The organism is Streptomyces venezuelae (genome assembly GCF_008642355.1).
GTDB lineage: Bacteria > Actinomycetota > Actinomycetes > Streptomycetales > Streptomycetaceae > Streptomyces > Streptomyces venezuelae_B.
The window spans coordinates 4,708,932-4,735,558 of sequence record NZ_CP029193.1; the positions used below are offsets into that span (position 1 = coordinate 4,708,932).

The 26,627-nt window shown below is 70.5% G+C and carries 25 protein-coding genes; 11 read left to right on the forward strand and 14 right to left on the reverse strand.

Features of this window, described 5'->3' with window-relative positions:
* Positions 1-43: 43 nt before the first annotated feature.
* The gene (locus tag DEJ47_RS21870) at positions 44-3,169 is read left to right on the forward strand and encodes a tetratricopeptide repeat protein (protein ID WP_150170846.1); all 3,126 of its coding nucleotides are present in this window, start codon (positions 44-46) and stop codon (positions 3,167-3,169) included.
* Here DEJ47_RS21870 and DEJ47_RS21875 read toward each other — a convergent pair.
* On the reverse strand, positions 3,070-4,188 hold the full coding sequence (locus DEJ47_RS21875; RefSeq protein WP_150170848.1) for an AraC family transcriptional regulator: 1,119 nt from the start codon (positions 4,186-4,188) through the stop codon (positions 3,070-3,072). The two genes, DEJ47_RS21870 and DEJ47_RS21875, sit on opposite strands and share 100 nt — an antisense overlap.
* A 130-nt stretch (positions 4,189-4,318) precedes the next feature.
* Between DEJ47_RS21875 and DEJ47_RS21880 the strand changes: the two genes are divergently transcribed.
* Positions 4,319-6,088: an AMP-dependent synthetase/ligase gene (locus tag DEJ47_RS21880; protein WP_150170850.1), complete on the forward strand. Its 1,770-nt coding sequence runs from the start codon at positions 4,319-4,321 to the stop codon at positions 6,086-6,088.
* 12 nt (positions 6,089-6,100) lie between these two features.
* Here DEJ47_RS21880 and DEJ47_RS21885 read toward each other — a convergent pair whose 3' ends face one another.
* Both DEJ47_RS21885 and DEJ47_RS21890 read right to left on the reverse strand, forming a co-directional pair.
* Positions 6,101-6,415 carry an AzlD domain-containing protein gene (locus DEJ47_RS21885; protein ID WP_150170852.1) on the reverse strand — a complete coding sequence of 105 codons (315 nt, stop codon included), beginning with the start codon at positions 6,413-6,415 and terminating at the stop codon, positions 6,101-6,103.
* Complete coding sequence (locus DEJ47_RS21890; RefSeq protein ID WP_150170854.1) at positions 6,412-7,176, reverse strand: AzlC family ABC transporter permease; 765 nt, start codon at positions 7,174-7,176, stop codon at positions 6,412-6,414. The genes DEJ47_RS21885 and DEJ47_RS21890 overlap by 4 nt, the downstream gene beginning before the upstream one ends.
* A gap of 95 nt (positions 7,177-7,271) precedes the next feature.
* Between DEJ47_RS21890 and DEJ47_RS21895 the strand changes: the two genes are divergently transcribed.
* A complete protein-coding gene (locus DEJ47_RS21895; RefSeq protein ID WP_150170856.1) occupies positions 7,272-7,841 on the forward strand; it encodes a helix-turn-helix domain-containing protein in 570 nt (189 codons plus the stop codon).
* A gap of 152 nt (positions 7,842-7,993) precedes the next feature.
* Here the strand turns inward: DEJ47_RS21895 and DEJ47_RS21900 are convergent, their stop codons facing one another.
* On the reverse strand, positions 7,994-8,197 hold the full coding sequence (locus DEJ47_RS21900) for a cold-shock protein (protein ID WP_006138897.1): 204 nt from the start codon (positions 8,195-8,197) through the stop codon (positions 7,994-7,996).
* A gap of 354 nt (positions 8,198-8,551) precedes the next feature.
* Here DEJ47_RS21900 and DEJ47_RS21905 point away from each other — a divergent pair, with 354 nt between their 5' ends.
* From DEJ47_RS21905 to DEJ47_RS21915, 3 genes are all read left to right on the forward strand, one after another.
* Complete coding sequence (locus tag DEJ47_RS21905) at positions 8,552-9,388, forward strand: menaquinone biosynthetic enzyme MqnA/MqnD family protein (RefSeq protein WP_150175786.1); 837 nt, start codon at positions 8,552-8,554, stop codon at positions 9,386-9,388.
* Between the two features lie 199 nt (positions 9,389-9,587).
* A complete protein-coding gene (locus tag DEJ47_RS21910; RefSeq protein ID WP_150170858.1) occupies positions 9,588-11,228 on the forward strand; it encodes a serine/threonine-protein kinase in 1,641 nt (546 codons plus the stop codon).
* A complete protein-coding gene (locus DEJ47_RS21915) occupies positions 11,225-11,575 on the forward strand; it encodes a hypothetical protein (RefSeq protein WP_150170860.1) in 351 nt (116 codons plus the stop codon). Before DEJ47_RS21910 ends, DEJ47_RS21915 begins: the two co-directional genes overlap by 4 nt.
* A 306-nt stretch (positions 11,576-11,881) precedes the next feature.
* Here DEJ47_RS21915 and DEJ47_RS21920 read toward each other — a convergent pair whose 3' ends face one another.
* Positions 11,882-16,645, reverse strand: coding sequence for an FtsK/SpoIIIE domain-containing protein (locus tag DEJ47_RS21920; RefSeq protein WP_150170862.1), 4,764 nt, complete (start codon positions 16,643-16,645; stop codon positions 11,882-11,884).
* 315 nt (positions 16,646-16,960) lie between these two features.
* Between DEJ47_RS21920 and DEJ47_RS21925 the strand changes: the two genes are divergently transcribed.
* The 5 genes from DEJ47_RS21925 (at position 16,961) to DEJ47_RS21945 (ending at position 20,333) form a co-directional block, all read left to right on the forward strand.
* Positions 16,961-17,260 carry a WXG100 family type VII secretion target gene (locus DEJ47_RS21925; protein ID WP_150170864.1) on the forward strand — a complete coding sequence of 100 codons (300 nt, stop codon included), beginning with the start codon at positions 16,961-16,963 and terminating at the stop codon, positions 17,258-17,260.
* A gap of 116 nt (positions 17,261-17,376) precedes the next feature.
* On the forward strand, positions 17,377-17,682 hold the full coding sequence (locus DEJ47_RS21930) for a hypothetical protein (RefSeq protein ID WP_150170866.1): 306 nt from the start codon (positions 17,377-17,379) through the stop codon (positions 17,680-17,682).
* Positions 17,682-19,055 carry a hypothetical protein gene (locus DEJ47_RS21935; protein ID WP_150170868.1) on the forward strand — a complete coding sequence of 458 codons (1,374 nt, stop codon included), beginning with the start codon at positions 17,682-17,684 and terminating at the stop codon, positions 19,053-19,055. The genes DEJ47_RS21930 and DEJ47_RS21935 overlap by 1 nt, the downstream gene beginning before the upstream one ends.
* Entirely contained in the window at positions 19,055-19,735 is a 681-nt protein-coding gene (locus DEJ47_RS21940; protein WP_150170870.1) for a hypothetical protein, read from the forward strand. The genes DEJ47_RS21935 and DEJ47_RS21940 overlap by 1 nt, the downstream gene beginning before the upstream one ends.
* 1 nt (position 19,736) lies before the next feature.
* Positions 19,737-20,333, forward strand: coding sequence for a hypothetical protein (locus DEJ47_RS21945; RefSeq protein WP_150170872.1), 597 nt, complete (start codon positions 19,737-19,739; stop codon positions 20,331-20,333).
* Between the two features lie 24 nt (positions 20,334-20,357).
* Here DEJ47_RS21945 and DEJ47_RS21950 read toward each other — a convergent pair whose 3' ends face one another.
* The 9 genes from DEJ47_RS21950 to DEJ47_RS21990 form a co-directional block, all read right to left on the reverse strand.
* Positions 20,358-20,765, reverse strand: coding sequence for a hypothetical protein (locus DEJ47_RS21950; protein WP_150170874.1), 408 nt, complete (start codon positions 20,763-20,765; stop codon positions 20,358-20,360).
* A 117-nt stretch (positions 20,766-20,882) separates the two neighbouring features.
* Positions 20,883-21,383 carry a hypothetical protein gene (locus DEJ47_RS21955; protein ID WP_150170877.1) on the reverse strand — a complete coding sequence of 167 codons (501 nt, stop codon included), beginning with the start codon at positions 21,381-21,383 and terminating at the stop codon, positions 20,883-20,885.
* A complete protein-coding gene (locus tag DEJ47_RS21960) occupies positions 21,374-22,018 on the reverse strand; it encodes a hypothetical protein (protein WP_150170879.1) in 645 nt (214 codons plus the stop codon). The genes DEJ47_RS21955 and DEJ47_RS21960 overlap by 10 nt, the downstream gene beginning before the upstream one ends.
* A gap of 156 nt (positions 22,019-22,174) precedes the next feature.
* The gene (locus DEJ47_RS21965) at positions 22,175-23,272 is read right to left on the reverse strand and encodes a hypothetical protein (protein ID WP_150170881.1); all 1,098 of its coding nucleotides are present in this window, start codon (positions 23,270-23,272) and stop codon (positions 22,175-22,177) included.
* Positions 23,263-23,937: a hypothetical protein gene (locus tag DEJ47_RS21970; RefSeq protein WP_190415489.1), complete on the reverse strand. Its 675-nt coding sequence runs from the start codon at positions 23,935-23,937 to the stop codon at positions 23,263-23,265. The genes DEJ47_RS21965 and DEJ47_RS21970 overlap by 10 nt, the downstream gene beginning before the upstream one ends.
* A 192-nt stretch (positions 23,938-24,129) precedes the next feature.
* Positions 24,130-24,735 carry a hypothetical protein gene (locus DEJ47_RS21975; RefSeq protein WP_150170883.1) on the reverse strand — a complete coding sequence of 202 codons (606 nt, stop codon included), beginning with the start codon at positions 24,733-24,735 and terminating at the stop codon, positions 24,130-24,132.
* A 159-nt stretch (positions 24,736-24,894) separates the two neighbouring features.
* Complete coding sequence (locus DEJ47_RS21980) at positions 24,895-25,524, reverse strand: hypothetical protein (protein WP_223828447.1); 630 nt, start codon at positions 25,522-25,524, stop codon at positions 24,895-24,897.
* On the reverse strand, positions 25,521-26,216 hold the full coding sequence (locus DEJ47_RS21985) for a hypothetical protein (protein ID WP_223828448.1): 696 nt from the start codon (positions 26,214-26,216) through the stop codon (positions 25,521-25,523). Before DEJ47_RS21985 ends, DEJ47_RS21980 begins: the two co-directional genes overlap by 4 nt.
* Positions 26,206-26,625 (reverse strand): hypothetical protein, encoded by a 420-nt coding sequence (locus DEJ47_RS21990; protein WP_150170885.1) that lies wholly within the window; start codon positions 26,623-26,625, stop codon positions 26,206-26,208. The genes DEJ47_RS21985 and DEJ47_RS21990 overlap by 11 nt, the downstream gene beginning before the upstream one ends.
* Positions 26,626-26,627: the final 2 nt, after the last annotated feature.

Sequence of the window (26,627 nt, forward strand, 5' to 3'; positions counted from 1 at the left end):
GGGTGCCAGGCCGTTCACACGGCACAGCCCGCACATCGTCGGAGTGCTGCCCCAGGAGGCGCACTGCTTCCAGGACCGCGGCGTGGGCAGACGCCTCGCGCGCGAGATGGCCGACGGCGGCACCGCCGTGCTCGGCCAGGTCCTCGCCGGCACCGGAGGCGTCGGCAAGACCCAGCTGGCCGCGCGGTACGCCCGCGACCTGCTGCGCAGCGGCGAGGTCGACCTGCTCCTGTGGGTGACCGCGGTGAAGCGCGAGGCGGTCGTCGCGGCGTACGCACAGGCCGCGGAGGATGTCCTCGGCATCACCCTCGCCGACTCGGAGCAGGCCGCCGCCCGCTTCCTCGCCTGGCTGGAGCCGCGCCCGCCCGGCGGCGACGGGGAGCGGGGCCCCGGCTGGATGGTGGTCCTCGACGACCTCGCCGACCCGGTCGACCTGCTCGCCGACCCCGTCACGCCCCGCATCGCCCTGTGGCCGCCCGCGGGGCCGCACGGCAGGACGCTGGTCACGACACGGCGCCGCGACGCCGTCCTGACCGGACACGGGCACCGCTGCATCGACGTCGGCCTGTTCGACCGGGCGGAGTCGGTCGCGTACCTCACCCAGGTGCTCGCGGGGGAGCGCGGGGACAGCGGCAACGGCGCGCGGGCGAACGTGGCACAGCCGCCCGACTGCATCGCGCGGCTCGCCGAGGACCTCGGGGACCTGCCGCTCGCGCTGTCGCAGGCCGCCGCGTACCTCCTGGAGACCGGCCTGGACTGTGCCCGCTACCGCGCCCTCCTCGCCGGCCGCACCCGGGCCCTGGCCCGCCTTCTCCCCGAGCCGGGCTCCCTGCCCGACGCGCAGACCGTCACCCTCGCCGCGACCTGGTCGCTGTCCGTCGACCGAGCCGACCGGATGCGGCCGCGGGGCCTGGCGAGCCCCCTGCTCGTCCTCATCGCCCTGCTCGACCCGAACGGCATCCCCGCGTCCGTGCTCACCGGGAAGGCCGCGTGCCGCTACCTGGCCCGGCACCGCACCGGGCGTGACGGGCCCGATGAGCCCGATGAGCCTGCCGCGGAGGACACCGTCGAGGCCTTCGACGCCGTCGACGCGCTCCGCGCCCTGCACCGCATGCATCTCGTCGATCACACCCCCGGGGTCCCCCATCAGGCCGTACGCGTCCACCAACTGGTCCAGCGCAGCATCCGCGAGACCCTCTCCCGCGACCGCCTCGACGAGGCCGCGGTGGCCGCCGCCGACGCGCTCGTCGAGGCCTGGCCCGAGGTCGAGCGGGACCCCGCGCTTGGCCGGGCGCTGCGGGCGAACACCGACGCGCTGCGGCGGGTGGCGGACGGTGCGCTGTGGGCGGGGCAGGCGCACGACGTGATCTTCCGGTCGGCGAACAGCGTCGCGGCGGCAGGTCACTACACGCACGCGATGGAGCAGTTCGGGACCCTGGCGCGGCAGGCGGCGCAGCGCCTCGGGCCCGACCACAGGGACACCCTCAGGGCGCGGCTCGAACGCGCCGAGATGTGGGCGATGTCCGGTCACCCGCTGGTCGCCGCCGACGAGCTCCGGCAGGTGGTCGGCGACACCGCGCGGGTGTGCGGGCGCGACGACGCGGACACGCTGCGGGCCCGGCACTCCCTCGCCCACGCGCGGGCACTCGCCGAGGACGTGCCCGGGGCCCTCGTGGAGTTCGAGCAGGTCCTCTGCGACTTCCAGCGCGAGCTGGGGGACGAGGCGCCCGAGACGCTGGGCGCCCGCAGCTTCCTCGCCCTGTGGTGGGGGGCGGCGGGCGACACGGCAGGGGCGATCACCGCCCTCGAACAGCTCGTCGCCGACCGCGAGGAACTCCTCGGCCGCGACCACCCCGAGCTGTTCTGGGCCCGCCACAACCTCGCCGCGTACCGGGGGCGGTCGGGGGACACGGCCGGTGCCGTGAGCGCGTACGAGGACCTGTTCGCCGACCGGGAACGGGTGCTCGGCCCCGACCACACCGACACCCTGGCCAACCGTGCCGAACACGCCTACTGGTTACGGGAGTCGGGCCGCAACACCGAGGCGCTGTTCGCGCTGGAGCGGCTCGTCGTCGACATGGAGCGGGTGCTCGGTACGTGCCACATCGAGCTGTTCGGCGTGCAGCGCAGCCTCGCCTGGTGCTGGGAGGAGGCGGGTGACACCGCGGGTTCCGTCCTCGCCCACCGGCAGCAACTCGACGACGTCCGCGGCGCCTTCGGGCCCGACCACGCCCAGACGGCGGAGGCCGCCGTGACGCTGACGCACGCGCTGATCGGCCGCGGACGGGAACTGCGCGACGGAAGCAGGACTCCACCATCCGACCCCGAACGGAGAACCGCCATGCCGGAAGAGACCAGCCAGCCGCGGCCCGCCCGCCTGGAACAGGCCCTCGCCTGCTTCAACGAGGCGCGCGGCCTGACCGACCCCGAGGAGTCGCCGGGCGTCTACGGCATCATCCTGCACGACATCGCCGACACCTACCGCGACGCCCACGACCTGAAGGAAGCCGTCGAACACTTCCGGCAGGCGGTCTCGTACAAGCAGCAGGCGGACAACCCGAGCGACCTCGCCACGACGATGACGGCGCTCGCCAACACGCTGGTCGCGATGGGCGAGCGGACCGAGGCGCGGGAGGTGCTCGAACAGCTCGCCGCGGAGGTCCCGAAGATCGGGGACACCGAGCGGCGGGCCGCCGTCCTGCACAACATGGCCCTCACCTACGAGGAGCTGGGCCGCATGGGCGTCGAGCGCGCCTACGCCGACGCGGTGTCCGCCTGCCGGGCGGTGCTCGCCCTGATCGACGGCGCGTCCGACCCGGGCTGGTACGCGTCCGTGCTCAAGGACATGGGTGACGTCTACGACGCGCAGGACATGCTGCCGCAGGCCCACGCCGCGTACGAGGAGGCCGTCCGCTACACCCGCCGCATCGAGTCCACGTCCACCTCGCTGATCACCGTCCTGATCGCCCTCGGCCGCACCAGCAGGCGGCTCGGCAAACGGGAGGGGGAGACGACGGTGTCCGGTGACGGCGCGGCGGTCAACGGCGCGCGCTTCGCCGCCGCGCCGTCTCAGCCGCGCGGAGCCTCCCCGGATGCCCTGTCGGACGCGGCCCCGACGCCGGACGCGCCGCCGCCGGACGCGCCCGCGCCGGGCGACGACGAGTCGTAGGGAAAGGCGCCGGGCGGGCGTTCCGTCTCCGTGCGGTAGGCGCCCGGCGTCGTACCCGTCCAGCGGCGGAACGCCCGGTGGAACGCGGTGTCCTCGGAGAAGCCGAGCCGGGCCGCGAGCTCCGCGATCGGTTCGTGGCCCTCCACCAGACCCGCGATCGCCGCGTCGCGCCGCACCGCGTCCTTCAGCTGCTGGTACGACGTGGACTCCTGGGCGAGCCTGCGCCGCAGCGTCGCCGGGCTCACCGCGAGCCGCGCCGCGATATCCCCGAGGGAGGGCAGCCGCGGCGAGGAGCGCAGGGCGCCGGCGAGGACGCGGCGCACCTGCTCGGCGACCGTCGTGCCGTACTCGCGGCGGCTGAGGAGTTCGAAGGGGGCCCGGCGCAGCATCTCGTCCAGTGCGTCCTCGTCCCTGACGAGCGGTGCGTCCAGCCAGTGCGGGGCGAAGCCCGCGCCGGTCCGCTCGGCGCCGAACCGCACGGGGCACCCGAAGAGCAGCTCGTACTCGTCCTTGTGCGGGGGCGGCGGATGCCCGAACTCGGCCCACCGCAGCGGGATGCGGCGTCCGATCAGCCAGCTGCACAGCCGGTGCCAGATGATGACGAGGCACTCGGCGAGGAAGTAGTCCTGTTCGAGGTCGCTGCACACGCCGAACACGGCGTCGCCGCCACGCCGTTCGAGGACGAGGTCCGGCCCGCCGGGGAACAGGCCGTAGAACGTCACGCCCCGCTCGACGGCCGACCCGAGATCGCGGCAGCCCAGTGCGGCCCGGCACATCATCGCGAACGTCCCCGGCCTGCTGACGGCGGAACCGAGCCCCAGGAACTCGTCCTGCGTCGCGCGGTACAGCTCCCGGAAGAGTCGCGCGAACTGGGGCGCCGTGACCCGGGCCAGGTCGTCCCCGAGCAGCAGCGGCGGGATCTGCGCTCCCCGCAGCAGCGGCACCGTGTCGACCCCGTGCCGCTCCGCGCCGCGCAGCACGGCCCGCACGTGGTGCACGGTGATCGTCCGCCTCGCCATGTGCACGACGTTAGCGCCGGGAGGCCCGCCCCAGAACACCGCGAACCGAGAACGGCTGAGCGCCCCGGCCAGTGGTGCTGACGTTTCCCGTCATCCCCGGCGCCGGGGTGGGCTCCTTAGCGTCGTACGCATGCAGCAGACGCGGAAGGACCCGACAGAGCCGCCGTCCGAACTGCCCGGCACCCTCGCGCTCCTCGCGGAGTGGGCGGCGGAGCGCCACACCGACCTCCCCGCCCTGCGCTTCCGGCGCGACGGGGAGTGGACCGAGACGACGTACGCGGAACTCCGCGACGCCGCACGCCGGGTGGGCCGGACGCTGCTCGCGCTGGGCGTCCCGCCCGGCGGCCGCGTCGCCATCCTGGCCGAGACGCGCCCCGAGTGGACCTGCACGCATTTCGGCGTCCTCGCGGCGGGCGCCGTCGTGGTGCCGGTCTATCCGACGGCAGGGGACGACGAGGTCGCGTGGGTCCTCTCGGACTCGGGCGCGGAGGTCGCGCTCTGCGAGGACGCGGCACAGGCGGCGAAGGTGGAGCGGCTGCGGGACCGGCTCCCCGGGCTGCGGCACGTGCTGCTCATGACGGAGCCGCCCGGCGGACCCGGTCCCGCGGACGAACTGCTGGAGCGAGCGGCCGCCTGCCGGGACACGGACCTCGCCACCATCATCTACACGTCGGGCACCACGGGACCGCCCAAGGGGTGCCTGCTCACGCACGGCAACCTGCTGGCCGTGCAGGCCGCCACCCTCCCGCTCGTGGACGGCGGCCCCGGCGAGTCCACGTACCTCTATCTGCCGCTCGCCCATCTCCTCGCGCAGCTCATCGAGTTCACGACGCTCATCGCGGGCGGCACGCTCATCTACTTCGGCGGGCGCGTCGAGGACGTCGTGTCCGAACTCGCCGAGGCGCGGCCCACGCATCTGCCGTCCGTGCCGCGGCTGTTCGAGAAGGTGCGGTCCGTGGTGCTGTCGCTCGCCGAGGCGCGGGAGGGCGGGCGCGAACGGTTCGAGGAAGCCGTCCGTATCGGCGTCCTCGCCGCCGAGGGCGCCCTGCCCGACGAGCTGCGGGACGCGTACGAAGCGGCCGACAAGGCGCTCTACGGCCTGGTCAGGCAGGCACTGGGCGGCCGGGTCCGGTGGGCGCTGACCGGCGGCGCGCCCATCGCGCCGGACACCGTCGACTTCTTGCGGGCCTGCGGCATCGCCGTCTACGAGGGGTACGGCATGACGGAGTCGGCGGGCGTCCTCACCCTCAACCATCCGGAGGCGGTGCGGTACGGGACGGTCGGCCGGCCCGTCGACGGGGTCGAGCTGCGGATCGCCGACGACGGGGAGGTCCTGGCCCGGGGCGCCATGGTCTTCCGGGGCTACCACAACAACCCCGAGGCCACCCGCGACGCGCTCGACGCCGACGGATGGCTGCACACGGGCGACCTGGGCGCGCTCGACGAGGACGGGTTCCTCACGATCACCGGCCGCAAGAAGGACCTCATCATCACCTCGGGCGGCAAGAACCTCACCCCCTCCCTGACCGAACTCGCCATCCAGTCATCGCGGTTCGTCTCCCGCGCCGTGATGGTCGGCGACCACCGGCCCTACCCGGTCGCGCTCGTCACGCTGGACGCGGAGGAGGTCGCGGGCTGGGCGGAGCGGGAGGGCGTGACGCTGACCGCGCCCGCCTCCCGCGACCCCCGCGTGCGCGCCCTGGTCCAGGAGGCGGTGGACGCCGCCAACGCCACGGCCTCGCGGCCCGCCCGCATCCGCGGTTTCACCGTCCTCGACGAGGACTTCACGGTGGAGGGCGGCCTGCTCACACCGAGCCTGAAGGTGCGCAGGAAGGCGGTGACGGAGCGGTACGCGGAGGTGGTGGAGGAGTTGTACGAGCGGGGGACCGCGCCTCGATAGAGGCACCCCGCGCTACTGCACCCCCGCCAGCCGCAGCAGCGCCGTCGTCGCCGCCGCGCCCACCACGACCACGGCGAACGGCGCCCTGCGCCAGGCGAGCACCCCGCCGGCCAGCACCCCGGCGGGCCTCGCCCATCCCGCGAAGCCCTGCCCCTCGGTGAGCGCGCCGGTGGCGAGCAGCGCGACGAGCAGCACGGTGGCGCCCACCGTCAGCAGTTCCTGCACGCGGGCGGGGAGTTCGACGCGCCCGTGCAGGACGGGCCCGGCGAGCCGGAAGACGTACGTTCCCGCGGCCAGCGCGAGGACGCAGGCGAGCGTGGCGTTCATGAGGCGCTCCTCGAAGAGGCGGTACGGGGGCGGCGGGGCCCGCGGCGGGCCGCGAGCAGCCCCAGCAGGGCGAGGAGTACGGGCACCCCCGCGGGCAGCAGCGGCGCGGAGGCCACCGCGACGACCGCGCCGACGGCCGAGGCCCGCCGTGCCGCGCTGTCGCCGCGCAGGGCGGGCAGCACCAGTGCGAGCAGCACCGCGGGGAACGCGGCGTCGAGCCCGAACCGGTCGGTGTCGCCGAGCGCGGACCCGGCGAGGGCGCCCGCGAGCACGGAGAGATTCCACGCGACGAACAGGCCGACCCCGGATATCCAGAACGCCGCCTTGCGCTGCCTGCGGCCCTCCTGGGCGAGGACGAACGCGGCGGTCTCGTCGGTCACGAGGTGCGCGCCGATGAGCCGCGCGGTCCAGGACCGGCCGAGGTCGTCGGCGAGGGCGAGGCTGAACGCGGCCGTACGGGAGTTGAGCAGCAGCCCGGTCGCGGCGGCGGCCACGGGTCCGCCGCCCGCGGTCAGGACACCGACCGCGCTGAACTGGGCGGAGCCCGCGTACACGAGCAGCGACATGAGGACCGGCACCCAGACGGGCAGTCCGCCGCCGACGGCGATGGCGCCGAAGGAGACGCCGACGACGGCGTCGGCGAGCCAGACGAGCGCGATGTCGCGCAGGACGCCTGGCGGCAGGTCGGAGAAGCGGACGAGACCGGTGGCCCCCTCGCCTGTTCGGTGGGACGGGTCGTCTGTTCGGTGTGGCGAACACATGCGTCGTAGGATGGGCGGAGAGGATCGCGTTCGTCAAGCCGAACGAACGGTCCCCTGTACCGAACGCACGGGGAAGAGGCGAGGGAGAGCAGACGATGACCGACGGGTCCGGCGGGTCCCGCATGCCCCGCGAGTGGGTGGCCGCGGCGCTGCGCCGCGAGCGCACCAGGGCCGGGCTCTCCCTCTCCGAGCTGGCCAAGCGCGCGGGCATCGCGAAATCCACGCTGTCCCAGTTGGAAGCGGCCACGGGCAACCCCGGCATCGAGACGCTCTGGGCGCTGGCCGTCGCGCTCGGCGTGCCGTTCAGCGTGCTCGTGGAGTCACCGGCGCCCGCGGTGACGGTGATCCGCGCGGGCGAGGGCCCGACCATGCACGCGGAGAACTCCTCGTACGCGGGCACGCTGCTCTCGGCGGGCCCGACGGGCGTGCGCCGCGACATCTACCACGGCGCCCTGGAGCCGGGCGCGCCCCGCGAGTCCGACGCGCACATCCCGGGCTCGGTGGAACACCTGGTCATCAGCACGGGCCGCCTCCTGGCGGGACCCCGGGGCGAAACGGTGGAACTGTCCCCCGGCGACTACATGTCGTACCGCGGCGACGTCCCCCACTCGTACGAGGCCCTGGAGCCGAACACGACGTTCGTCATGATCATGCAACACGTGTGAGGCCGGGCCGCCCGAGGCCCGGGGCCGACAAAAGGCAGGAGCCCCGTCGTCCTCCGCTTGCGCGGGGGAGCGGGGCTCCTTGGGTACTGCTCATCAATCTCCGGATCTGGTCACCGGAGCAACCACACGCCCCACTCGCGTGGGGCGCCCGATTACATCGGGGTGACGTTCTCCGCCTGCGGGCCCTTCGGACCCTGCGTCACGTCGAAGGAAACGGCCTGGTTCTCCTCGAGGGAGCGGAAGCCGTTCGCGTTGATCGCGGAGTAGTGGACGAAGACGTCCGGGCCGCCGCCTTCCTGGGCAATGAAGCCAAAGCCCTTTTCAGCGTTGAACCACTTCACGGTTCCGGTAGCCATAAGCCCTCCTTGGGCCAAAGGGTTGCCCTGCTCCAGAACCAGCGATTGTTTAAACAACTGCATAAGTCTGAAAACGACGAGAGCCCACGGAGTTACATGCTCCGCAGGCTCTGTACTGCAAGGGAAACCAAACTGCAACTTGCGGCGAGCTTAGCACGCAGGCAGGGGAATGCAATAGGGGGCAAGATCACGTCACCCGGAGGTTTGACGCGTCCCCCAGTGGGGTTGACGGGGCGCGTCCCGGCCCCGGCGCCCCAGCCGTACCGCAAGGGGGCTAGCCTCGCCGATGTGGACAATTCTCCCCTGAACGCCTTCGCGGGGGCAGGCGCCGAACAGCCGCACGACTCCCGTCGCATTCCCCGGCCGCGCGTCGGCCACATCCAGTTCCTCAACTGCATGCCTCTTTACTGGGGCCTCGCACGGACCGGGACCCTCCTCGACTTCGAGCTCACCAAGGACACCCCCGAGAAGCTCAGCGAGCAGCTGGTCAGGGGCGAGCTGGACATCGCGCCGGTCACCCTCGTCGAGTTCCTGAAGAACGCCGACGACCTCGTCGCCTTCCCCGACCTCGCGGTCGGCTGCGACGGCCCCGTCATGTCGTGCGTGATCGTCTCGCAGGTGCCGCTGGACCAGCTGGACGGCGCCCGCGTCGCGCTCGGCTCGACGTCCCGGACCTCCGTACGCCTCGCGCAGCTGCTGCTCGCCGAGCGGCACGGAGTGCGTCCCGACTACTACACGTGCCCGCCCGACCTGGGCCTGATGATGCGGGAGGCGGACGCCGCCGTCCTCATCGGGGACGCGGCGCTCCGCGCGAACCTCATCGACGGACCGCGGCTCGGTCTGGACGTGTACGACCTCGGGCAGATGTGGAAGGAGTGGACGGGCCTGCCGTTCGTCTTCGCCGTCTGGGCGGCGCGGCGCGACTACGCGACGCGCGAGCCGGAGGTCGTCCGCGCGGTGCACAAGGCGTTCCTCTCCTCCCGCGACCTCTCCCTGGAGGAGGTCGGCAAGGTCGCGGAGCAGGCCGCGCGCTGGGAGTCCTTCGACGCGGGCGTCCTGGAGCGGTACTTCACGACCCTCGACTTCCGCTTCGGCGGCGCGCAGCTGGAGGGCGTGACCGAGTTCGCCCGCCGGGTCGGCCCGACGACGGGCTTCCCCCCGGACGTGCGGGTCGCACTCCTGGAGACGTGACCGGGAATTCACCGACCGCGTTCCCATTCCGGCCGCCCCGGAATATCGCCGCCGTCGCAATAGTTCTTTGCGCCCGAATTGAGTAAGGCATCCGGGCATCCGGCATCCAGGCATCACCATGAGGCGAGGTCGGTCCCTGTCCGATAATTGGCCGAGGCGCGCGAGGTGTCGGGCGCCGTGCCTGGGGGAGGCCAAGGTCATGCATCCGCTCGAAGCCGACGAACCCACCGTGATCGGGCCCTACCGGCTGCTCGGCCGGCTCGGCTCCGGCGGCATGGGACGGGTCTATCTGGGGCGCAGCGCGGGTGGCCGCACCGTCGCGGTCAAGGTCGTGCACCCGCACTTCGCGCTCGACGAGGAGTTCCGTGCGCGCTTCCGCCGCGAGGTCGACGCGGCACGCAGGGTCGGCGGCGACTGGACGGCGCCCGTCCTGGACGCGGACCCGGACGCGTCCGTCCCCTGGGTCGCCACGGGGTACGCGGCCGGGCCCTCGCTCACCGAGGCGGTGCGGGACGGCGGGCCGCTGCCCGAGCACTCCGTACGCGTCCTCGGCGCGGGCCTCGCCGAGGCGCTGGCGCACGTGCACGGCCTGGGGCTCGTCCACCGGGACGTGAAGCCGTCGAACGTCCTGCTCACCCTCGACGGCCCCCGCCTCATCGACTTCGGCATCGCACGCGCCACCGACGGCACCGCCTCGCTCACCTCCACCGGCGTCTCCATCGGCTCGCCCGGCTACATGTCACCCGAGCAGATCCTCGGCAAGGGCGTCACGGGCGCCGCGGACGTCTTCTCGCTGGGGGCGGTCCTGGTGTACGGGGCGACGGGGGAGTCACCGTTCCCCGGCGACTCGTCGGCGGCCCTGCTCTACAAGGTCGTCCACGAGCAGCCCGAACTCGGCGCGCTCCGCGGCGAGCTGCGCGACCTCGCCGCCGCCTGCCTGGCCAAGGACGCGTCCGCGCGCCCCGCCCCCGGTGAACTCGCCCGCCGTCTCGCCCCGCAGGGCGCGGCGCCGCTGGTGGCGGCGGGCTGGCTGCCCGGTCCCGTGGTGGAGCGGGTGAGCCGGAGCGCGGTGCGGCTCCTCGACCTGGACACGGGGGCGGGCGCGGGGGAGCCACCCGCTCCGCGGGAGGCTCCCTCGGGCCCGGTGGCGTTCAACTCCCCGTCGGTGGAGGGCAGCTTCGGCCCCCCGGACCCGTCGTACGCGCCCGCGCCGACTCCCGCACCGGTGTCCGCCCCCGCCGCACCCGGCAAGTTCTCCGTCTCCGTGGCGGCGACCTCCGTACCCGAGGGCCCGGACGGGCGCGGCCGCAAGGTGAGTTGCACGGTCGCGCTCGCCGTGGCCGGAGCGCTGGCGGCCGTGACGGTCGGCTCGGTGTTCGTCCTCGGGATGCTGCGGCAGGACGACGACTACGCGGGGGGCGACCAGGGCGGGCAGCCGCCGGCGTCGTCCGGCAGGCCGAGCGCCCCGGGGGACTCCGCGGCCTCGGGCAAGGTCCCCGCGGCGTACCTCGGCACGTGGCGCGGCGACGCCGACGCGAGCGGCGGCCGGGTCCCCCTCGGCACGTTCACGGTCACCCTGCGCCAGGCGACACCGGGCGACCGGCTCGGCACGGTCCTGCAACGCGACCCCATCGGCAACACGTGCACGGACGTCCTCACCCTCAAGTCGGCCGGGAAGACGCAGATCGTCGCGGTCGGCAAGGGCGCCGAGGGCAACGGCGGCCAGTGCGCGCAGACCCCCCACACGGTCCGTCTGCGCCTCACCGGCGAGACCCTCGTCTACACGTCGGACGACCCCGACGCGGGCGACCCCAGGGCGCGGCTGTCCCGGGTGGGGTGAGGCGGCGGTTCCGCATCCTGCCGCGGAGGTCGTACGCGCCCGCGACGGCCACCACGCCCAGGACGGTCGCCACGAGGGCGACGACCCAGACGTACGGGTACTGGCTGCTGATCCAGCAGTACTCGCCTGCTGCCGAGCACGTGCCGCGCCGTCGGCTGTTCTTCGGGCGGACCGTCTCCATCAGTACGGAGAGGAGCATGAGCGCCGCGAAGGCGTTCGGCAGTGCCAGCGCGGTCCAGAACGACGAACGCAGCTTCTCCTTGCGCCAGTTCGTGCGGAGCAGGGCCATGACCATGAGTGCCCCTGCCGCAGGCAGGAGGAGTCCTGCCGTGGCGGCGAAGCCGTAGCCCTCGCCGGGCCAGCCCGGCGCGTGGTCGTGCCACAGCTCACCGGCCCAGCGGATGGGACCGAGGGCGAGCGCCGTGCCCCCGGCGATCACACAGGCGCACACGAAGAGACCGAACCTCAGGGAGCGCAGCCGCTCCCGAAAGCTCCGCCTCTCCCGCTCACCCTTCTTCTTCCGCTCCCCCGACCGGCCAGAGGTCCGCGCCCCGGGCACATGCTCGTACCGCAGCGCGGGCCCCGCCGCGCGCCGCCGTGAACTCCCCACCGCCAACCCCTCCCTGCCGCCACGGCATGCGTCACGGCATCCGTTACAGCGGCGTCGTCACCGTGGAGATCTCGCCCGTCCCGAGGTGCAGCATGCCCTTGCCCGGCGCCACCGGCCCACCGACCATGCTGCGCGAGATCCTGAGCCCGATCAGATCACCGCTGGAGCTGTCCTGCGGCGAGAGCAGAATGCCGCGCCGCCCCTTCTTCGCGTCGACCTGCCACCCGGAGAAACCACTGCAGACGTCCTCCTCGTCACCGGCGAGGACCATCGCGAGCCCCAGGTCGGTGCCGCGCTGGATGATCCGTTTGAAGTGGCTCGCCGCGTCCGCGTCCTCCAGGATCTCGGCGTCGTCGATGAGCACGACGACCGGGTCGTCCGTCGACGCGTCCGCCTCGTCGATGAGCTCCTCGAACTCGTCCTCGTCGATGTCGTCCCCGGTGAACACCTTCAGCACGCCCTCGGTGCCTTCGAGCGCACGCAGCGGCGACTGGCGCGGCGCCGCGACGACGAGACGTACACCCTGCGTACGGAACGAACGCGCCATGTTCATCAGGACCGTCGAGCGCCCCGACTTGGCCGGGCCCGCGATGACGAACGCCGGCACGCCCTGCGCGAGGTCGGGCCCGTGGCCCATGACCTCGTCGCCGCCGATGCCCACCAGCGCCCACAGCTTGGAGCGCGAGGCGTCCGGGTCGCGCAGCTCCCACGCCTCCTCGAAGGTGATGCGGCTCGGCAGCGTGTCGACGCGGAACGGGCGGCGGTGGCGCGGCACGTCCGCGTCGCGCGCCGCGGCCCGCTCGCCGATCGCGGCGATCGCGGCGGCCTGCCCCTGACCGGTGGAGTCCTCCGACAGGAGGGCGAACTGCGTCTCCGTGCCGCTCTCGTTCCTGAACGCGCGGCCCGGCGCGATCTCCTCGGGGACCTTGCGGGCCGGGATGCCGAGCATCGAGAAGTCGGAGCGGTCGGCGAGGCGCAGGCCGTACTTGTCCTCGGTGAGGGACGAGATGCGGCCGACCAGGATCTGGCGGTCACCCGTCATCACCATGTGGAGGCCGACGCTCGCGCCCTCCCGCATGATCGTCGTGATCTCGTCGGTCAGCGCCCCGTGGTCGACCTCGCCGAGCGTGGGCAGCCAGCCCTCCCAGCGGTCGAGGAGCGTGACGATGTGCGGCAGACGCTCGTCCTCGGGGGCGTCGGACCGCTGCTCGCCGATGTCCGCGTACCCCTTGTCCGCCAGCAGGTCCTGGCGGCGGGTCAGCTCACCCTTGAGGCGGTTGATGAGGCGTACGACGCGCTCGGTCTGGTTGCGGCCGACGACGGCGCCGCAGTGCGGCAGCCGGGTCAGCGCGTTGAGCGCGCCGTTGCCGCAGTCGATGCCGTAGAGGTGCACGTCGGCGCTGGAGTGGGTGCGGGCCAGCGAGCCCGCGATGGTGCGCAGGACCTGCGAGCGTCCGGAGCGCGGGGCGCCGCCGATCATCAGGTGACCGAAGCTCGCGAAGTCCACGACGACCGGGCGGCGCGCCTGGTCGGCGGGCAGGTCCTCGACGCCGTACGGGGCGGGCGTGAGCGCGCCCGGGGCCGTGCGGGGCGCCGGGGCGGGGATCTCGTCGAGCAGCAGGGTCTCGCCGAGCGCGGGCAGCCACGGACTGTGCTGGGCGGGGATGCCCATGACCCGGTTGGCCTCGATGATCTCGTCGACGAGGACCTTCAGGTCGGTGATCTCCTCCTCCTCGCGGGCCTGCGCCTTCGGCTTCACCAGCGTGGCGCGGCCGAGGGCCGCCCAGTCCAGGGAGTCGACCCAGGGCGCGAGCAGCGTCGGGTCGACGGCGCCGGGACGGCGGCCACCGACGCGGCCCGACTGGAAGGGGACGAGCGAGGCGTGCCCGAGGCGCACGTAGGCGCGACCGGGCGTGTTCTTGCTGATGTGCCCGGCCTCGGGGGAGTCGATGACGTCCGTGGACTCGCCGCCGTCCGTCACGCGGAGCGCGATGCGGAGGTTGGTGTTGGCGCGGATCTCGGGCGACACGACACCGGAGGGCCGCTGCGTGGCGAGCAGCAGATGAATGCCGAGCGACCGCCCTCGCTGGGCGATGTTGACGAGCCCCGTCACGAAGTCGGGCAGGTCGCGCACCATGGAGGCGAACTCGTCGATGACGATGAGGAGTCGCGGCACGGGCGCGTGCGACGGGTCGCGCCGCACCAGATCCTGGTAGTCCTCGATGTCCTTGGCGTCGGCGTCGGCGAGGATGTGCTCGCGTCGCTTCAGCTCGGCGCCGAGCGATTCGAGGGCCCTCTCCACGAGGTGCGCGTCGAGGTCGGTGACCATGCCGACGGTGTGCGGCAGCTTCACGCAGTCCTTGAAGGCGGACCCACCCTTGTAGTCCACGAGAACGAAGGTCATGTTCTCGGGCGTATTGGCGACGGCGAGCGCGGCCACGATGGTCTGCAGCAGCTCCGACTTACCGGAGCCGGTGGTACCGGCGATGAGGCCGTGCGGTCCGTCCTTGCGCATGTCGATGCCGAAGGGCCCGTCGTACGACTCACCGATGACCGCCATCGTCGACTGCCCGCCCGCCTGCCACCTCGCGGTGATCGCCCCGGCGGTCGGCGGCTCCAACTGCAGCACGTCGAGGAGCCTGCTGGACCCGGGCAGCGCGGAGTCCTCCGTCTCCCCGCTGATGTCGCGCAGCGGGGAGACGGAGCGGGCGAGGCGCAGGCACCAGGCGGGCGTCACGAAGTCGGGCCGTACGTCGAGGAGCCGCTCGGCGCCGCTCATCTCGACGCGCAGCCGCAGCTCGCGCGGGGCGCCCGCCTCCTGCGGGTCGGGCGCGGTGGTGTGCCAGGCCTGGAAGGAGGGGAAGCCGCCGGGGGCGTGCTGGGGTGGGGCGGACGCGTTCATGGGACGCTGATGGGCCTGGCCGTAGGCGTTCGGGTCCGGCTTCGGCTCGGCGACCACGAAGGCCTGGCACTCACCTGGCAGGAACCGTTCTTCTGTGTCGAGGCAGAGCGCGTACATGTGCACGGCGGGCCCCTCGCGCAGCAGTCGCACCACACCGGGCAGCGACCGCAGCCGCCGGGACCCGTCCCACACCACGACGATGTCCGGATCGGAGAAGTCGGCGCCCTGGCCCCGGTTCTCCTCGGCGGCCTTGATCCTGGCGTCGAGGATCTGGGTCAGCTCACCGATGCGGGCGCCGACTGTCTCGGCGTCCGTCCCGATGAGTACGTTGATGTCCTGGCCGCCGGAAGGACGGGCGTGCGGCAGCCACCGCACCCAGTCCCAGCTCTCCTTGGACGTGACCTCGGTGAGCACGTAGAACTGCACGTCCATCGGGCTGTGCAGGGTCGCGGTCTGCGCGACGGCCCAGCGCCCGAGCGCGGTGGCGGAGTCGTCGGGCCCCGCGATGCCGATGACCCCGAGCCCCTTCAGCGGCAGCGCGACAGGCGCGTCCTCGATCTTCCACGTCACCTGGCGCCGGTGGTCGTCCTTCTCCGGGTCGTCGAGGACGACCTCGGAGGGCAGCTGCCCGGTCCCGAAGCGCAGCAGCAGATGGTCACCGTCGGTCCGCCGCCGCTCCCACAACCGCGTACGCGGCCCGGTGGCGAGGGCGAGCACCGAGGCGGGATCGGGCACGGCGTTGCGCCGGTCGATCCGCTCGGCCACCAAGGCGTCCCGCGCATCCCGCTCGATCCGAGCCTTGGTCTCCTTGTACTCCCTGACCTGCTTGGCATGGGACTTGCGCCCGTGCTTCTTGTCCATGAAGTAGTTGCCGAACAGCATGATGGGACTCAGACCCGCCATGATCAGGTAGTACCAGCGATTGAAGATCATCGCTGCGACGACGGCACCGACCAGCGGAAACAGCGCCATCAGCCACGGCAGCGGCCGTGCCTCGAACTCACGGGGCGGGCTGGGCAGCCGAAAAGCGGTCTGCCGCTCGGGCGGACGCAGCCGCGGAGGCCGGTTGTAGTCGAGCCCGGCACCGTCCTCGGACCACTTGAGGGCGGCGTTGGGAGGCGTGTAACGGACAAGTTCGAGCAGCGTGTTTCCCAGCGCGATCTGAGCGCCGAGCGGCCAGGCGACGGTATCGAGCCGCCCGTCGCCGCCTCTGGCTCTCTCCTTCACCAGCTTGGCGCGGGCCTCCTTCCGCTCCTTCCACTCCTTGCGGGCCTGCCGCTCCCGCTTCTCCCGCGCCTTGCGGTCCTTCTTGGACTCGCCCTCGAGCGGCACCGCCGCCGCGACCGGCTCCTCCTCCTCTTCCTCCACGCCGAAGGGAGCGCCGTCGAGCGTCACCCCCTCCCTCTCCTCCGGGGTGCCGTGGAGGGTGGCCTGACAGGTGCCGTCGGTTGCGACTGACAACGTCAGGGCGCGGGCGGGCAGTTCCGGATCGTCGACGCGGATGTACGCGGCGGGCCCGCTGCCGATGTCGTACCGCCCGATCCCGAGCCGGTGCACGGCGCCGGCGGCGGCCCCGCTCGCGACGCGCAGCTCGACGAGCCCGGACGGCTCACCGGGCAGGCACCCCGCGGGATCGTTGAGGCTGACGACGGCACCTTCGCGCAGCGGCGAGGTGACGACGGTGGCGGAAGGATCGACGGCGTACCCGTCCACGTAGATGACCGGAGCACCACCCCCGGGCGCCTGCTGCCCGTGCCCGATGGGGATGACCTGCGCGCCGCTGTGGCCGACCTGCCGGGCCAGTTCCACCGCGATGTCCTGCACGGTGGACTCGGGATCGGCGTCGAGAACCACGTCGGCGGAGTCCCCGCCGAACGGATCGACGACGGTCAGAGTCAGGCGCACGATCGTCCTCCCCGGAGCTGAACAATGCGCCTGACGATATCCGCTCCCCCCTTCCCACAGGCAACGCCCCGTACCCACCCACCCCTCGGCACTTCCCGCCCCACAACGCCTCTCCCTTCACATTTCTTCACATCCGGTCGCACTCGGTTCTTCACATCTCTTCGCAGTCGCTCATAGCAGAGCTGTGACTGAACCGGGCTGTGCTCCCACCAGCCCCACCCGTAAGCTGCTGGCGCAAGAGCGGACGATCACACCATCCGCGTTACGGGAGCCACGGGGGTTGGCCCTGCGGCGAGTTGATTGGGAGAGAGCCTCATGGCCAAGGACCTTGATGTCACATATCAGGACATGCGAGACGCGGCCAAGCACGTGGTCAAGGAGAAGGACAAGCTCAACGAGAAGCTGGACGGCCTGAAGAAGTACATCAAGAACCTCGTCGAGACGGGCTTCGTCACGAAGAGCGCCTCGAAGGCGTTCGACGAGAACTTCGACGAGTTCGTCGAGGGCGCGAAGAAGACGATCGACGGCCTCGACGGCATGGGCGACTACCTGACGAACGCCGCGGACAAGTACGAGCAGATCGATGACGAGCTGGGGCGGGCTGCGCGCAAGTAGCCAGGGCTCGGCTCCTTCGGGGCGGAGGCGGCGGGGCAAGCCCGGCGCCTCCGCCCCGCCCTCGTTGTTCGCATACGAGAAGCTGCAGGACCACGGCGTGAGAGAGGGGACGGCTCGTGGGGGAGTACGCGAGGATCGACGACCTGAACGTCATCCGCGAGATGGGTGTCGGACTGGGCAAGATCAAGGAAGCGTTCGACGGCCTGGGCAAGCTGAAGGGCCAGTACGAGGACGACTTCGGTGAACACGACCTGTCGTGGCAGTTCGGGGACTTCGTGGACAACTGGGACAAACATCGCGAGGAGCTCGGCGACGAGATCAAGCGCCTCGGCGACATCGCGAAGGCCGCTGCGAAGACGTACGAGAAGATGGACAGCGAGCTGGCCAAGGCGCTCCGCGACTCCGACAAGAAGAAGTCCTGATGGCCGGCGCACGCCCAAGGGACTGGCAGCCGCTCGCCGACCAGGACCCGGTCCCCGGTGATCCGGACCGCCTGGAACAGCTGGGACGCAAACTCCGCAAGACGGCGAACGAACTCGAACGCCAGGTACGCCACCTCAAGGCGGCGTCCGAGGTGACGTCGTGGGACAGCGACGCAGGAAAAGAGTTCCGCGAGAAGGCCAAGAAGTGCCGCGGCCGTCTGGAGGCCGCGCACAAGCGCTACAAGACGGTGGCCGACGCGGTCGGCGACCGGATCGTGGACCACGGGCCGGACTACGAGTCCAACGCCGCGGCCACTCCCGGCAATTACGCCACGGAACTCCACCGCGCCCAGCGGATCGCCGAGATCGCCCGGCAGGAGGCGCGGGAGGCCGAGGCGGACAAGAGTGCCGCCGAGAAGAACCTGGACGGCCTCTCCGGCAGATCCGGAAAGGGCGACGGCGCGAAGGGGGACGACAAGGGCCGCAAGGAGAAGCTGGAGGACCAGGCGGAGGCTGCCGCCAAGTCCTTGGAATCGGCCCGCAACAAGCTGAAGAAAGCGCAGAGCATCCGCGACGAGGCGGCCCGCAAGGCGCGAAACGCCATCGACGACGTCATCTCCGACGATGCGCTCAAGGATGGGTTCTGGGATGACTTCGCTCAGGTCGTGGACGTCGTGGCGAACTGGACGGAGAACATCTCGAAATGGGCCGGCATCGCCGCTCTCGCGGTCGGCTGGATTCCGATCGTGGGTCAGGGACTGGCGGGATTCCTGGGGGCCGTTTCCATGGTGGCCACCATCATCAACATCGCCTGTACGGCGATCCAGGTCGGCATGGGTGATGAGTCGTGGACGGCGCTCGCCACCGCTGCGGTCGGCCTGCTGATGATGGGCGCCGGCAAGGCGATGACGAAGGTCAGCGGGCGGTACGCCAAGGGGCTGGTCGACCGTATGCAGGCCGCAAAGAGCGGTAAGTTGACCGGCCGGCAGCTCAAGCGGAACCGCCAGAAGTTCAACCGTGACGCGGGAGTCGTCAAGGGGCTGGAAAAGGGTGACATCGGCAAGTCCATCCGGGAGCCCGTGACCGAGCTCTTCAAGGGTTCGACCTGGAAGGACGGTTTCAAGGGTGGGTACCGTGAGATGGGCCGGGTTTTGAAGGAACGCGGCAACGGAAGCTATATGAAGGGGATCGGCAAGTCCTTCACCTTGGCTGATTCATCCGCGGCATCATCCCTCAGTGAGGCCAAGGACCTGGGCAAGGGTCTCAAGGACGTCGGATTCGACGTCAACAAGCTGTCGCGCAGGGCGACACAGCTGAGCGTGGCCGGCAGTGGAGTCACCGCCGGCGGCCTATTTATCGACGAGGTGTCGTGATGGAGCAAGAGCAGCAGAGTAAAGACGGCAACTCAGCCGCCCCGGAAGATGACTTCCTCGTCGAATTCGACTTCGACGGCAACTGGCTCGGGCTCACTCTGCACGAGGGCACCAGGGCAGAAGCCCGAAAGGTGGCCGCGGACTTGGTCGAGCAGTTCGACCCGCTGCGCCTGGGGGTCAGCAAGGCAGTGCTTCAGCGGGAATTGGAGGAGCACGCGCTGTCGGTCCACGAGTCCGGCCCGCTGCTGACCGCGGTCGCCTATACCGACAGCGGCGTGTTCCTGGCGGACATGTCGGTCCTCGCCTACGGAGAGGACGGTGTCACACGGCCTTCCCCGAAGGAGTACGAGGGGATGCTGCTGAAGTGGTCCTACGCAGAAGTGAAGGGCGACCCCCAGATCACCGAGGTCGAGTTGCCGATCGGCCCTGCCGTCCGGGTGCAGGCCGTGCTCGTCGAAAAGCGACGCTTCGGCTGGGGCAAGAAGCTCAGTGAATGCGTCAGGTACTGGGTCTGGCCGACCGGACACGAAGAGATCCTGCTGGTCGAAGCTCGGTGGCTCAACTTCGAGCGGACGGACGAACTGACCGATCTCGTGGACCGGGTCATGCCTTCCCTGCGTCTGGTGCCCGTCCCCGCGGAACCCGGCCCGTCCGCACCCGAATCCCCCGGCGAGCTCTGATATGCCCCTGCGTACCGAATGGGACACCCCGCCCAGCGACTACACGATTTTCGTCCCCGCGGGCTGGTTCCAACTGCACCTCGACCCCGAGGAACGTGACCGCGGTATCGCCGCACTGGCCGACCGCCAATTCGAGGGCATCGACAACGCGCCTCTCCTCAAAGAACGCCTGATGCGGGACCTGCAGAAGCAGGCGAAGGCCGCCCATCGCCAGGGCGGCGTCGAGCTGTACATCTCGCTGCTGACCGTCGATGGCCTGCCACTGGCGTCGTCGCTGCTCGTGAGCCTGATCCCGGACGGATATCCGGGCTGCGGCACGGCCCACGACCTGGCCCGCAGGCTCGGGGACACGGGGCGTCCCGCCGAAGTGCGGAAGCTGGAGGCCGCGGGTGACGCCGTCCGGACCGAGAAGACCGAGGCGGCCGACCCCGAGCACCAGATGGGCAACACGCTCGCGACGACAACGGTGACTTACAACGTCCCCGTCCCCGCGAGCAGACAGTGGCTGAACCTCACCTTCTCCACCCCCATGGAGGGCTTGGCGCGACAGATGGTGGAGCTTTTCGACACCGTGGCCGGCACGCTTCACTGGGAATAGGGAGGCCGGGCTGCGGGGCCCGGATCATCGGTTCACGGACTGGACTTCCTTGACCGCGACGTCCTGTTCGAAGGTGGAGAGGCCTGCAGGCAGGTCCGGTTCGCGGGGAGCGCCGTCAGGGTTCGCGGAGTCCGTCCAGGTCACCTTCCAGGTGACCCGCGCTTGCAGCGGGTAGGACCCGCCACCCGTGGACTTCTTGAAGGCGATGCTGCAGTCCGCCTTGGACGTGTCCACCTGGTAGCCGGACTTGCCCGAGCTGAGGTCGTACTCGCAGGTCCTCGGGTCCGCGAAGTCGGTGCCCGCGTCGACGCGCAGGGCGACGGGCGTGGCGACCGTGGTCGCGGCGAGGTCCACACCGAGATGGTTGAAGCGTGCCGTCACCCAGACCCGCTCAAGGGGAACGTCGAACTTGACGTGCGTGGGCAGGTTCACGATCTGGTTGTCGGCCGCGGGGCGCAGCGTGACCGGTGGCGCGGGGAGCTTCGTCTCGGCGTAGGCAAGCCCTGCCAGGGCAAGAGGTGAGATGGCATCCGCGGGCGGCTCGCCTGCCTAGACCCACTGCACACCCTTGACCGTGGTGCATTTCTCCATGTCGCCGAGCTCGATGTTGCCCGACTTGAGCTGGTCGACGGCGTAGGTTCGGAACCACCACGCGCCCTTGTCGCCCTCGTGGAAGTCCTTGCCGTCGTTCCAGCCGGGAAGCGTCTTTCCGGTACCGGGGTCGATGGGAGCCGTCTTCTTCTGCTCTTCCTTGTACTGCTCGGGTGTGAATTTCGGTTGGGTCCAGCACAAGGGCGGCTTCCACGGTCCGCCGCTCGGGGCGATGGGGCTGGACGCCTTCGTACCCTTGAAATCGGTCTTGTACTGGACCTGGGCGCCGATCGAGCCACCGCCGGACGAGCCTTCGCCTCCGCCACCGCTTCCGCCGGCAGGCGGCTTTCCCGAGCTTCCGGTGCCATCACCCGCGGCCGCGGCACCTGCTGATCCGATGGTCAGCAGGGCTGTCACACTCAGGACCGCCGCGGATCGAGACAGGCGGGTCATCGACATGCCGCCGCCCCTCCTTCTCCGCGGAAGGACTGGACCAGCCAGGTGTCGTGCTCGGTCTTCCTGAGGGTCGCGGTGTTGAAGATGAAGTCCTCTGGGCTCGGCTTCGTCTTCCTGGTCTTTCCAGACGTGACGTCCTTCGCGTCCGCCCTTGAACGGTCCTCGCAATAGGTGACGATCACGAGGTCGTCCGTGTTCTTCGTGACCTTCCGGTCGTAGTACCGGTAGGTCCCGGTGATGGTCCGGCCTTCCGACTTCGCCTTCTTCACATCCGCGACGTAGAACTCGCGTGCCTCGCCTCCGTAGTACCGCGTGAGGTAACGGGAGTTGGTGTCGAGATCGACGTAGAGACGCTGCCGGGCCATGAGGCTCTCGGCCTGCTCCTTGAGGATCTGGTCCTTGGCCTTGTCGCCCGTCGTGTTGGACTCGATCTCGACGTCGAGGTCGTCGGGAAGGCCGAAGTCGGCCATCTTGGCCGGCGCGGTCGGAGTGGCTCTCGCGCTCGGTGAGCTCGTGTCTTCTCCCTGCCCGGCTCCCTTGATCCGGTCGTCCGGTTCGGAGTCGCTGCTGCAGCCTGTCAGTACCAACGCGACCGCGGCGGCAAGGGTGGCGGTCGCGGGCATGGTGCGGCGGTTCACGATCGGACCCCAGGTGGGGCGAGGGGAGGTGTCTCCAACGGGGCGACGCTACCCAAGGGGGTCTGCGCTACTCCAGTTGCTATTGCGACACGGAGCAGCACCTTCACTGAGGTGTGCAAGCCTCGGGTTCGTCTGTCCGCGCCCCCGCAGGAGACCTCAACGGTTGATCGCCTGAATTTCCTCGACCGTGACGTCCTGGACCGCCTCGATCTTGCCGTCGGGCATGGGCACCGCCCCGGTTTGGCCCGTGCCCGTCCAGCTGATCTCCCACGTGAGGGAGGCCTTGAGGGGGAACGTGGAACCGGCGGACGAGCGGCCGTAGACGATGCCGCAGGGCGGGGTCTCCTTGGACTTGCCCTTCGCGTACGGCTCCCCGATCGTGTCACCGACGATGAGGCACTCACCGTTAGCGGGGAGCGTGGTCGCGTCCGCGGTGCCGGGATCGAGCGTCAGCGACTTGGGCTTCGCGGTCGTCGTCGCCTCGAGGTGGAAGCCGGGGACGTCGATCGCCGCCGTCGCCTCCACGTCGTCGAAGGCCGCCTTGTCGAGCCAGGCCCACGTCGGCAGCTTCACCTTGGTCGCACCGTCGGGGGCGAGGCTGACCTTCGTCTTCGGCAGTTCCATGTGCTGGTAGGCGAGCGCCGCGAGCATCTCCGGCTTGATGGCCTCCTCGTACTGGGGCGGCGGCGCCTCGCCGTTCTCGACCCAGAAGGGGATGTCACTGCACGACGTCCGCTTGAGGTAGTCCGGCTCGTCGGGGTTCTCGACCGCCGCCCAGAACATCCCCTCGCCGTCCTTGTCGACGTTGTAGTCCTTGTAGCCGGGGGTGTCCGTCCAGCCGTAGTCGTCCTCGTAATGACGCTGGAGCTCATTGATCGCCGCACCCGCGTGTCCGGACATGCCGGGCGCGTTCGCGGCGTCCTTGAGCTCCTTCGACATCTTCTTCTTGAATTCCTTGGCGCCGTACATGGGGGCGTACCAGCAGGGCGGCGGCGTCCAGTTGACGTCTGAGGAGGTCACGTTGCCGCCTCCTCCGCCCTTGGCCACGGAGCCGGAGTACGTGACTTTTGCGGCGGCGTAGATGCCTGTGCCGGATTTGTCGGTGCCGCCTTGCTGTTCGGTGCTTCCGCCCTCGCCGTTGCTGCTGGGCTCCGCGGCGTACGCCGGGTGTGTGAGGGCGAGCGCGCCGACGGCGAGTGTCAGGGCCGCAGCACCGGTAGCGAGCGTCGTGCGCCGTGATCTGTTCACTGGCATTGCTTCGCCTTCGTCTCGACGAACACCTTGGAGGCCTGCCACAGGCCGTCACCCGTGGGGTACTTGACCATCACGATCTTGAAGTGGTCGTAGTCCTTGATGCTGGGCTTGCTCTTCAGCACCTTCCCGGTCTTGACCTCTTTGCCGTAGAACTTGCTCGAGTCCACACAGAAGGCGACCTCCACCGACTTGCCGTTCGGAGCGGACCGGGTGGTGGCCTGGTAGTGGCGCCGCGTTCCAGTGGCCGTCCAGCCGCCCTCGATCCGGTCGTCGATCTGCACCTTCGCGTAGTGCAGTCCGCCGCCGGTGGAGTACGCGGACACCGCCGCATCCTTCGAGGTGCGCTTGTCGACGCCCCGGTAGATCGCCCGCATGAAGTTCGCGGCGTCATCCATCGCCGCCGCCTCGTTCTTGTCCTTCGGCCTGTCCCAGTCGAAGACGAGGTTCATGCTCTTCGGCAGCGACACGTCGACGCCGTCCGGCTTGTCCGCGACCGGTGCGCCCGACGGGTCGGCCGACTTCTTCGGCTTCGCCGAGCCGTCGTCGGCTCCGGCGATCTTGTCGTTGTCCTTGGAGTCACTGTCGCTCCCGCCGCCGCATCCCGTCAGGAGCAGGGCAGCGGTCGCGGCGAGCGCGGCGGTGACGGGCAGGGTGCGGCGGTTCACGGTCGGCTCCCGGTGGGGCGAGGGGTGTCTCCAGCGTGCCGACGTTAACCGCGGGGTTCTTGGTTCCGCCAGGGTCGATAGCGGGGCAAGTCGCCTGATTCCAGCGGACTGTCACCGTGTCGTGACGCTGAGAACCCGGGTCAGGAACCCGTCACCAGTGCAACCACACGAGACAGGCGGCAGAGTGCGAGCTCAGGTGTCGAGGTTCACGAAAAGGCTTCGGGCGAACTCGTCGAACTCGTCGATGTTGGATGTGATCCACCCGATGTCCTCACCCACCGTGCGCACGATCACGTCGATGCCGAGGGGTTCCAGGCGCCAGGCGTAGTTCACCGAACAGCACATGGCGCCGGCCTCGGACGCGACGAAGTAGCGGATGGAGCGCTTGCCGCGCCCCAGACGCTCGGTGTCGAAGTCGATGACCTCGGGGTCCTGAACGGCGCCAGGCGCGTCCTTCTGGACGAGCTCGTCCAAGGTCGCGTCGACGTCGTCCTCGCTCGGGCCCGCGTGGACGAGGAAGGTCAGGAACTCCCTGCGGGGGTCCGGTACGTAGAGGAAGACCTGGTGGACCGAGACGGTCCGGGGAAGCTGCTCCGCCACGGAGTCCAGCTCGAAGGCCAGCATCTTGACCTGTTTCTTGTCGACCGGCTCGTCGTCGACGAGCGACCAGAGCAGCTCCGAGGTGCGGCGGGCCCACTTCTTGCGTTCCCGTGCCACCCCGCGCCCGTCGCCCAGGAGGGGCATGGCGAGCCAGACGGTGGCGTCGCTGTCCGAGTCGAGGGAGAAGGTGACGGTCACTCGGTCCTCCGGGGGAACGTAGTCATGGCGGCGGCGAAGCGCTCGACGAGGATCTCGTTGCGGTCGCTTCCGTGCCATGGCGGTGAAGCCATGACCCGGCTGGGCGCGACGTCGCGATCATGGTGCCCGCCCCCGCCCCCGCCTCGCCCCGTCCCGTTCTCAGGGAGTCCAGACGCTCAGCGTGCGCGCCAGGTTCTCCAGGTCCTCCGCCGCCCGTATGACGTGAGCGATGTCCTCCGAGGCCGTCCAGATGACGACGTCCGCGCCGTGCTCCTCGACCTGCCACGCGTACCGCACGCAGGCCAGCAGGTGTGGGGAGTCCTCCTGCGGGACGTAGCGGAACGTGGTCATGCCCTTGCCGAGCCGATCGGACTTGACCGTCTTCACGACCGGGGGCTCGACCGCGCTCTTGTCGTCCGCCTCGGTGAGGGCACGGAGCGTCTCCTCGCGGGGGCCCGCCGCCGGGCCGAGTGCCGCGCAGACGGGGAGCGGGACGTCCGCCGGATGGTCGAGGTGCAGGAAGAGCCAGTGGTCCGAGCCGGGTGGGGCGAGGGCCTCCGCGGTGCGCTGCAGGGTGCCTGCGACGAAGTCGACGCCGTTGGGGCCGGGGTCGAGGTCGAAGTCCTCCCACAGTTCCTCGGCAATCTCACGGGCCCAGGCACCGATGTCGTCCCAGAGGTCGAACGGAGCGCTCAGCCCGGCTCTCGGAGGGACGATGACCCAGGGGTCCGCGTCAATGTCTCCGATGTCGAGAACGCTCCAGAAGTAGTTCTGCACTTCGTTGGTCACCCTCGGCTCCAGCGGAAGGTTGCCATCACCGCGTCGAACCACTCGACGAGCGCTTCGGCCAGCTCGTCCCGAGGATCCCCGCCCCCGACGGTGGAGAACGCGGCTACGAACCAGCGGTCCGGGTCACCTGGTACGGACACCATGTACTCCACCCGCCGAGAGGCGAGCTCGGCGCCCTTCTCGGGTGACGCCTCGGCCACGTGCTCGCGGCGTACGGCGAGCGCGTGGTCGATCTCGCCCGAGCTCAGGTCGGCGTTCTCCACGCCGTCCCTGGCGAGCAGTTGGACGGCCACCTCGGTCGGCTCGACTGCGCCGGGCGGCCGACCAGGAGCTCTGGGCACGTGGCATTCGGTAACGAGGAGCGACGCGCCGATGTTGAAGTCGCCCTTCGGCCGAACCGGCAGATAGAGGTCCAAAGCTTTGTTCTTTTGGGCATTGGCTACCGAAGCGCGAAAGCGACGTTCCCATTCGCGTTTGTAGGGGCCGATCTTGTCGGCCGGCGCATCGGCGGGGATACGGGCGTACGCTTCGTCGAGGACCCCGCGGATCGCGTCCTCCGTTCCTTGACGGAGAGGGATATGAGCCCAGTCGCCGGGGAGTATGAGGCGGTAGCCAGTGACCGGCGGGATTGTTTCCGCGGCCTCGCCTGTGCCGACAGGTGCCGCATCCGGTTCGATCTGTTTAGGCAGCACGGAGTCGTTCCTTGCGGTTGAGGTACCAGATACCGATGAGACCGGAGACGCAAATGACCACAGCGGCCCAGAGAATCCAGACGGCGGCACCGACGGCGAAGAGCAGCGCATAGAAGAGGTAGAGGAGGAGAGCCCATTTGATGAGACCCCGCTCACCTCGGAGCGCGTCCCAGTCGCCTGGTCGCCGGTACAGGTAGATCAGGGCGATCGGTACGAGCGCATAGAGGGGCCACTCCCATGTCGGCCACGACACCACATACCTGTCGAAGAAGTCCTTGGTCGCGGGAGCCGCAAACATACGGAGCATGGAGAGCAGGAAAACGCACTTGAAGACGCCGACCTGCCACGCCATGCGCCGCTGCCTCACCGCTGACTGCCCGTCCGGCTCGACGCCGTTGTCGGAAATCATCG

Bases quoted from the DNA above. Each gene is read 5' to 3' on its own strand.
- DEJ47_RS21875 (WP_150170848.1), bottom strand. From the start codon at position 4,188: ATGGCGAGGCGGACGATCACCGTGCACCACGTGCGGGCCGTGCTGCGC.
- DEJ47_RS21880 (WP_150170850.1), top strand. From the start codon at position 4,319: ATGCAGCAGACGCGGAAGGACCCGACAGAGCCGCCGTCCGAACTGCCC.
- DEJ47_RS21885 (WP_150170852.1), bottom strand. From the start codon at position 6,415: ATGAACGCCACGCTCGCCTGCGTCCTCGCGCTGGCCGCGGGAACGTAC.
- DEJ47_RS21890 (WP_150170854.1), bottom strand. From the start codon at position 7,176: ATGTGTTCGCCACACCGAACAGACGACCCGTCCCACCGAACAGGCGAG.
- DEJ47_RS21895 (WP_150170856.1), top strand. From the start codon at position 7,272: ATGACCGACGGGTCCGGCGGGTCCCGCATGCCCCGCGAGTGGGTGGCC.
- DEJ47_RS21900 (WP_006138897.1), bottom strand. From the start codon at position 8,197: ATGGCTACCGGAACCGTGAAGTGGTTCAACGCTGAAAAGGGCTTTGGC.
- DEJ47_RS21910 (WP_150170858.1), top strand. From the start codon at position 9,588: ATGCATCCGCTCGAAGCCGACGAACCCACCGTGATCGGGCCCTACCGG.
- DEJ47_RS21925 (WP_150170864.1), top strand. From the start codon at position 16,961: ATGGCCAAGGACCTTGATGTCACATATCAGGACATGCGAGACGCGGCC.
- DEJ47_RS21935 (WP_150170868.1), top strand. From the start codon at position 17,682: ATGGCCGGCGCACGCCCAAGGGACTGGCAGCCGCTCGCCGACCAGGAC.
- DEJ47_RS21940 (WP_150170870.1), top strand. From the start codon at position 19,055: ATGGAGCAAGAGCAGCAGAGTAAAGACGGCAACTCAGCCGCCCCGGAA.
- DEJ47_RS21945 (WP_150170872.1), top strand. From the start codon at position 19,737: ATGCCCCTGCGTACCGAATGGGACACCCCGCCCAGCGACTACACGATT.
- DEJ47_RS21955 (WP_150170877.1), bottom strand. From the start codon at position 21,383: ATGTCGATGACCCGCCTGTCTCGATCCGCGGCGGTCCTGAGTGTGACA.
- DEJ47_RS21965 (WP_150170881.1), bottom strand. From the start codon at position 23,272: ATGCCAGTGAACAGATCACGGCGCACGACGCTCGCTACCGGTGCTGCG.
- DEJ47_RS21990 (WP_150170885.1), bottom strand. From the start codon at position 26,625: ATGATTTCCGACAACGGCGTCGAGCCGGACGGGCAGTCAGCGGTGAGG.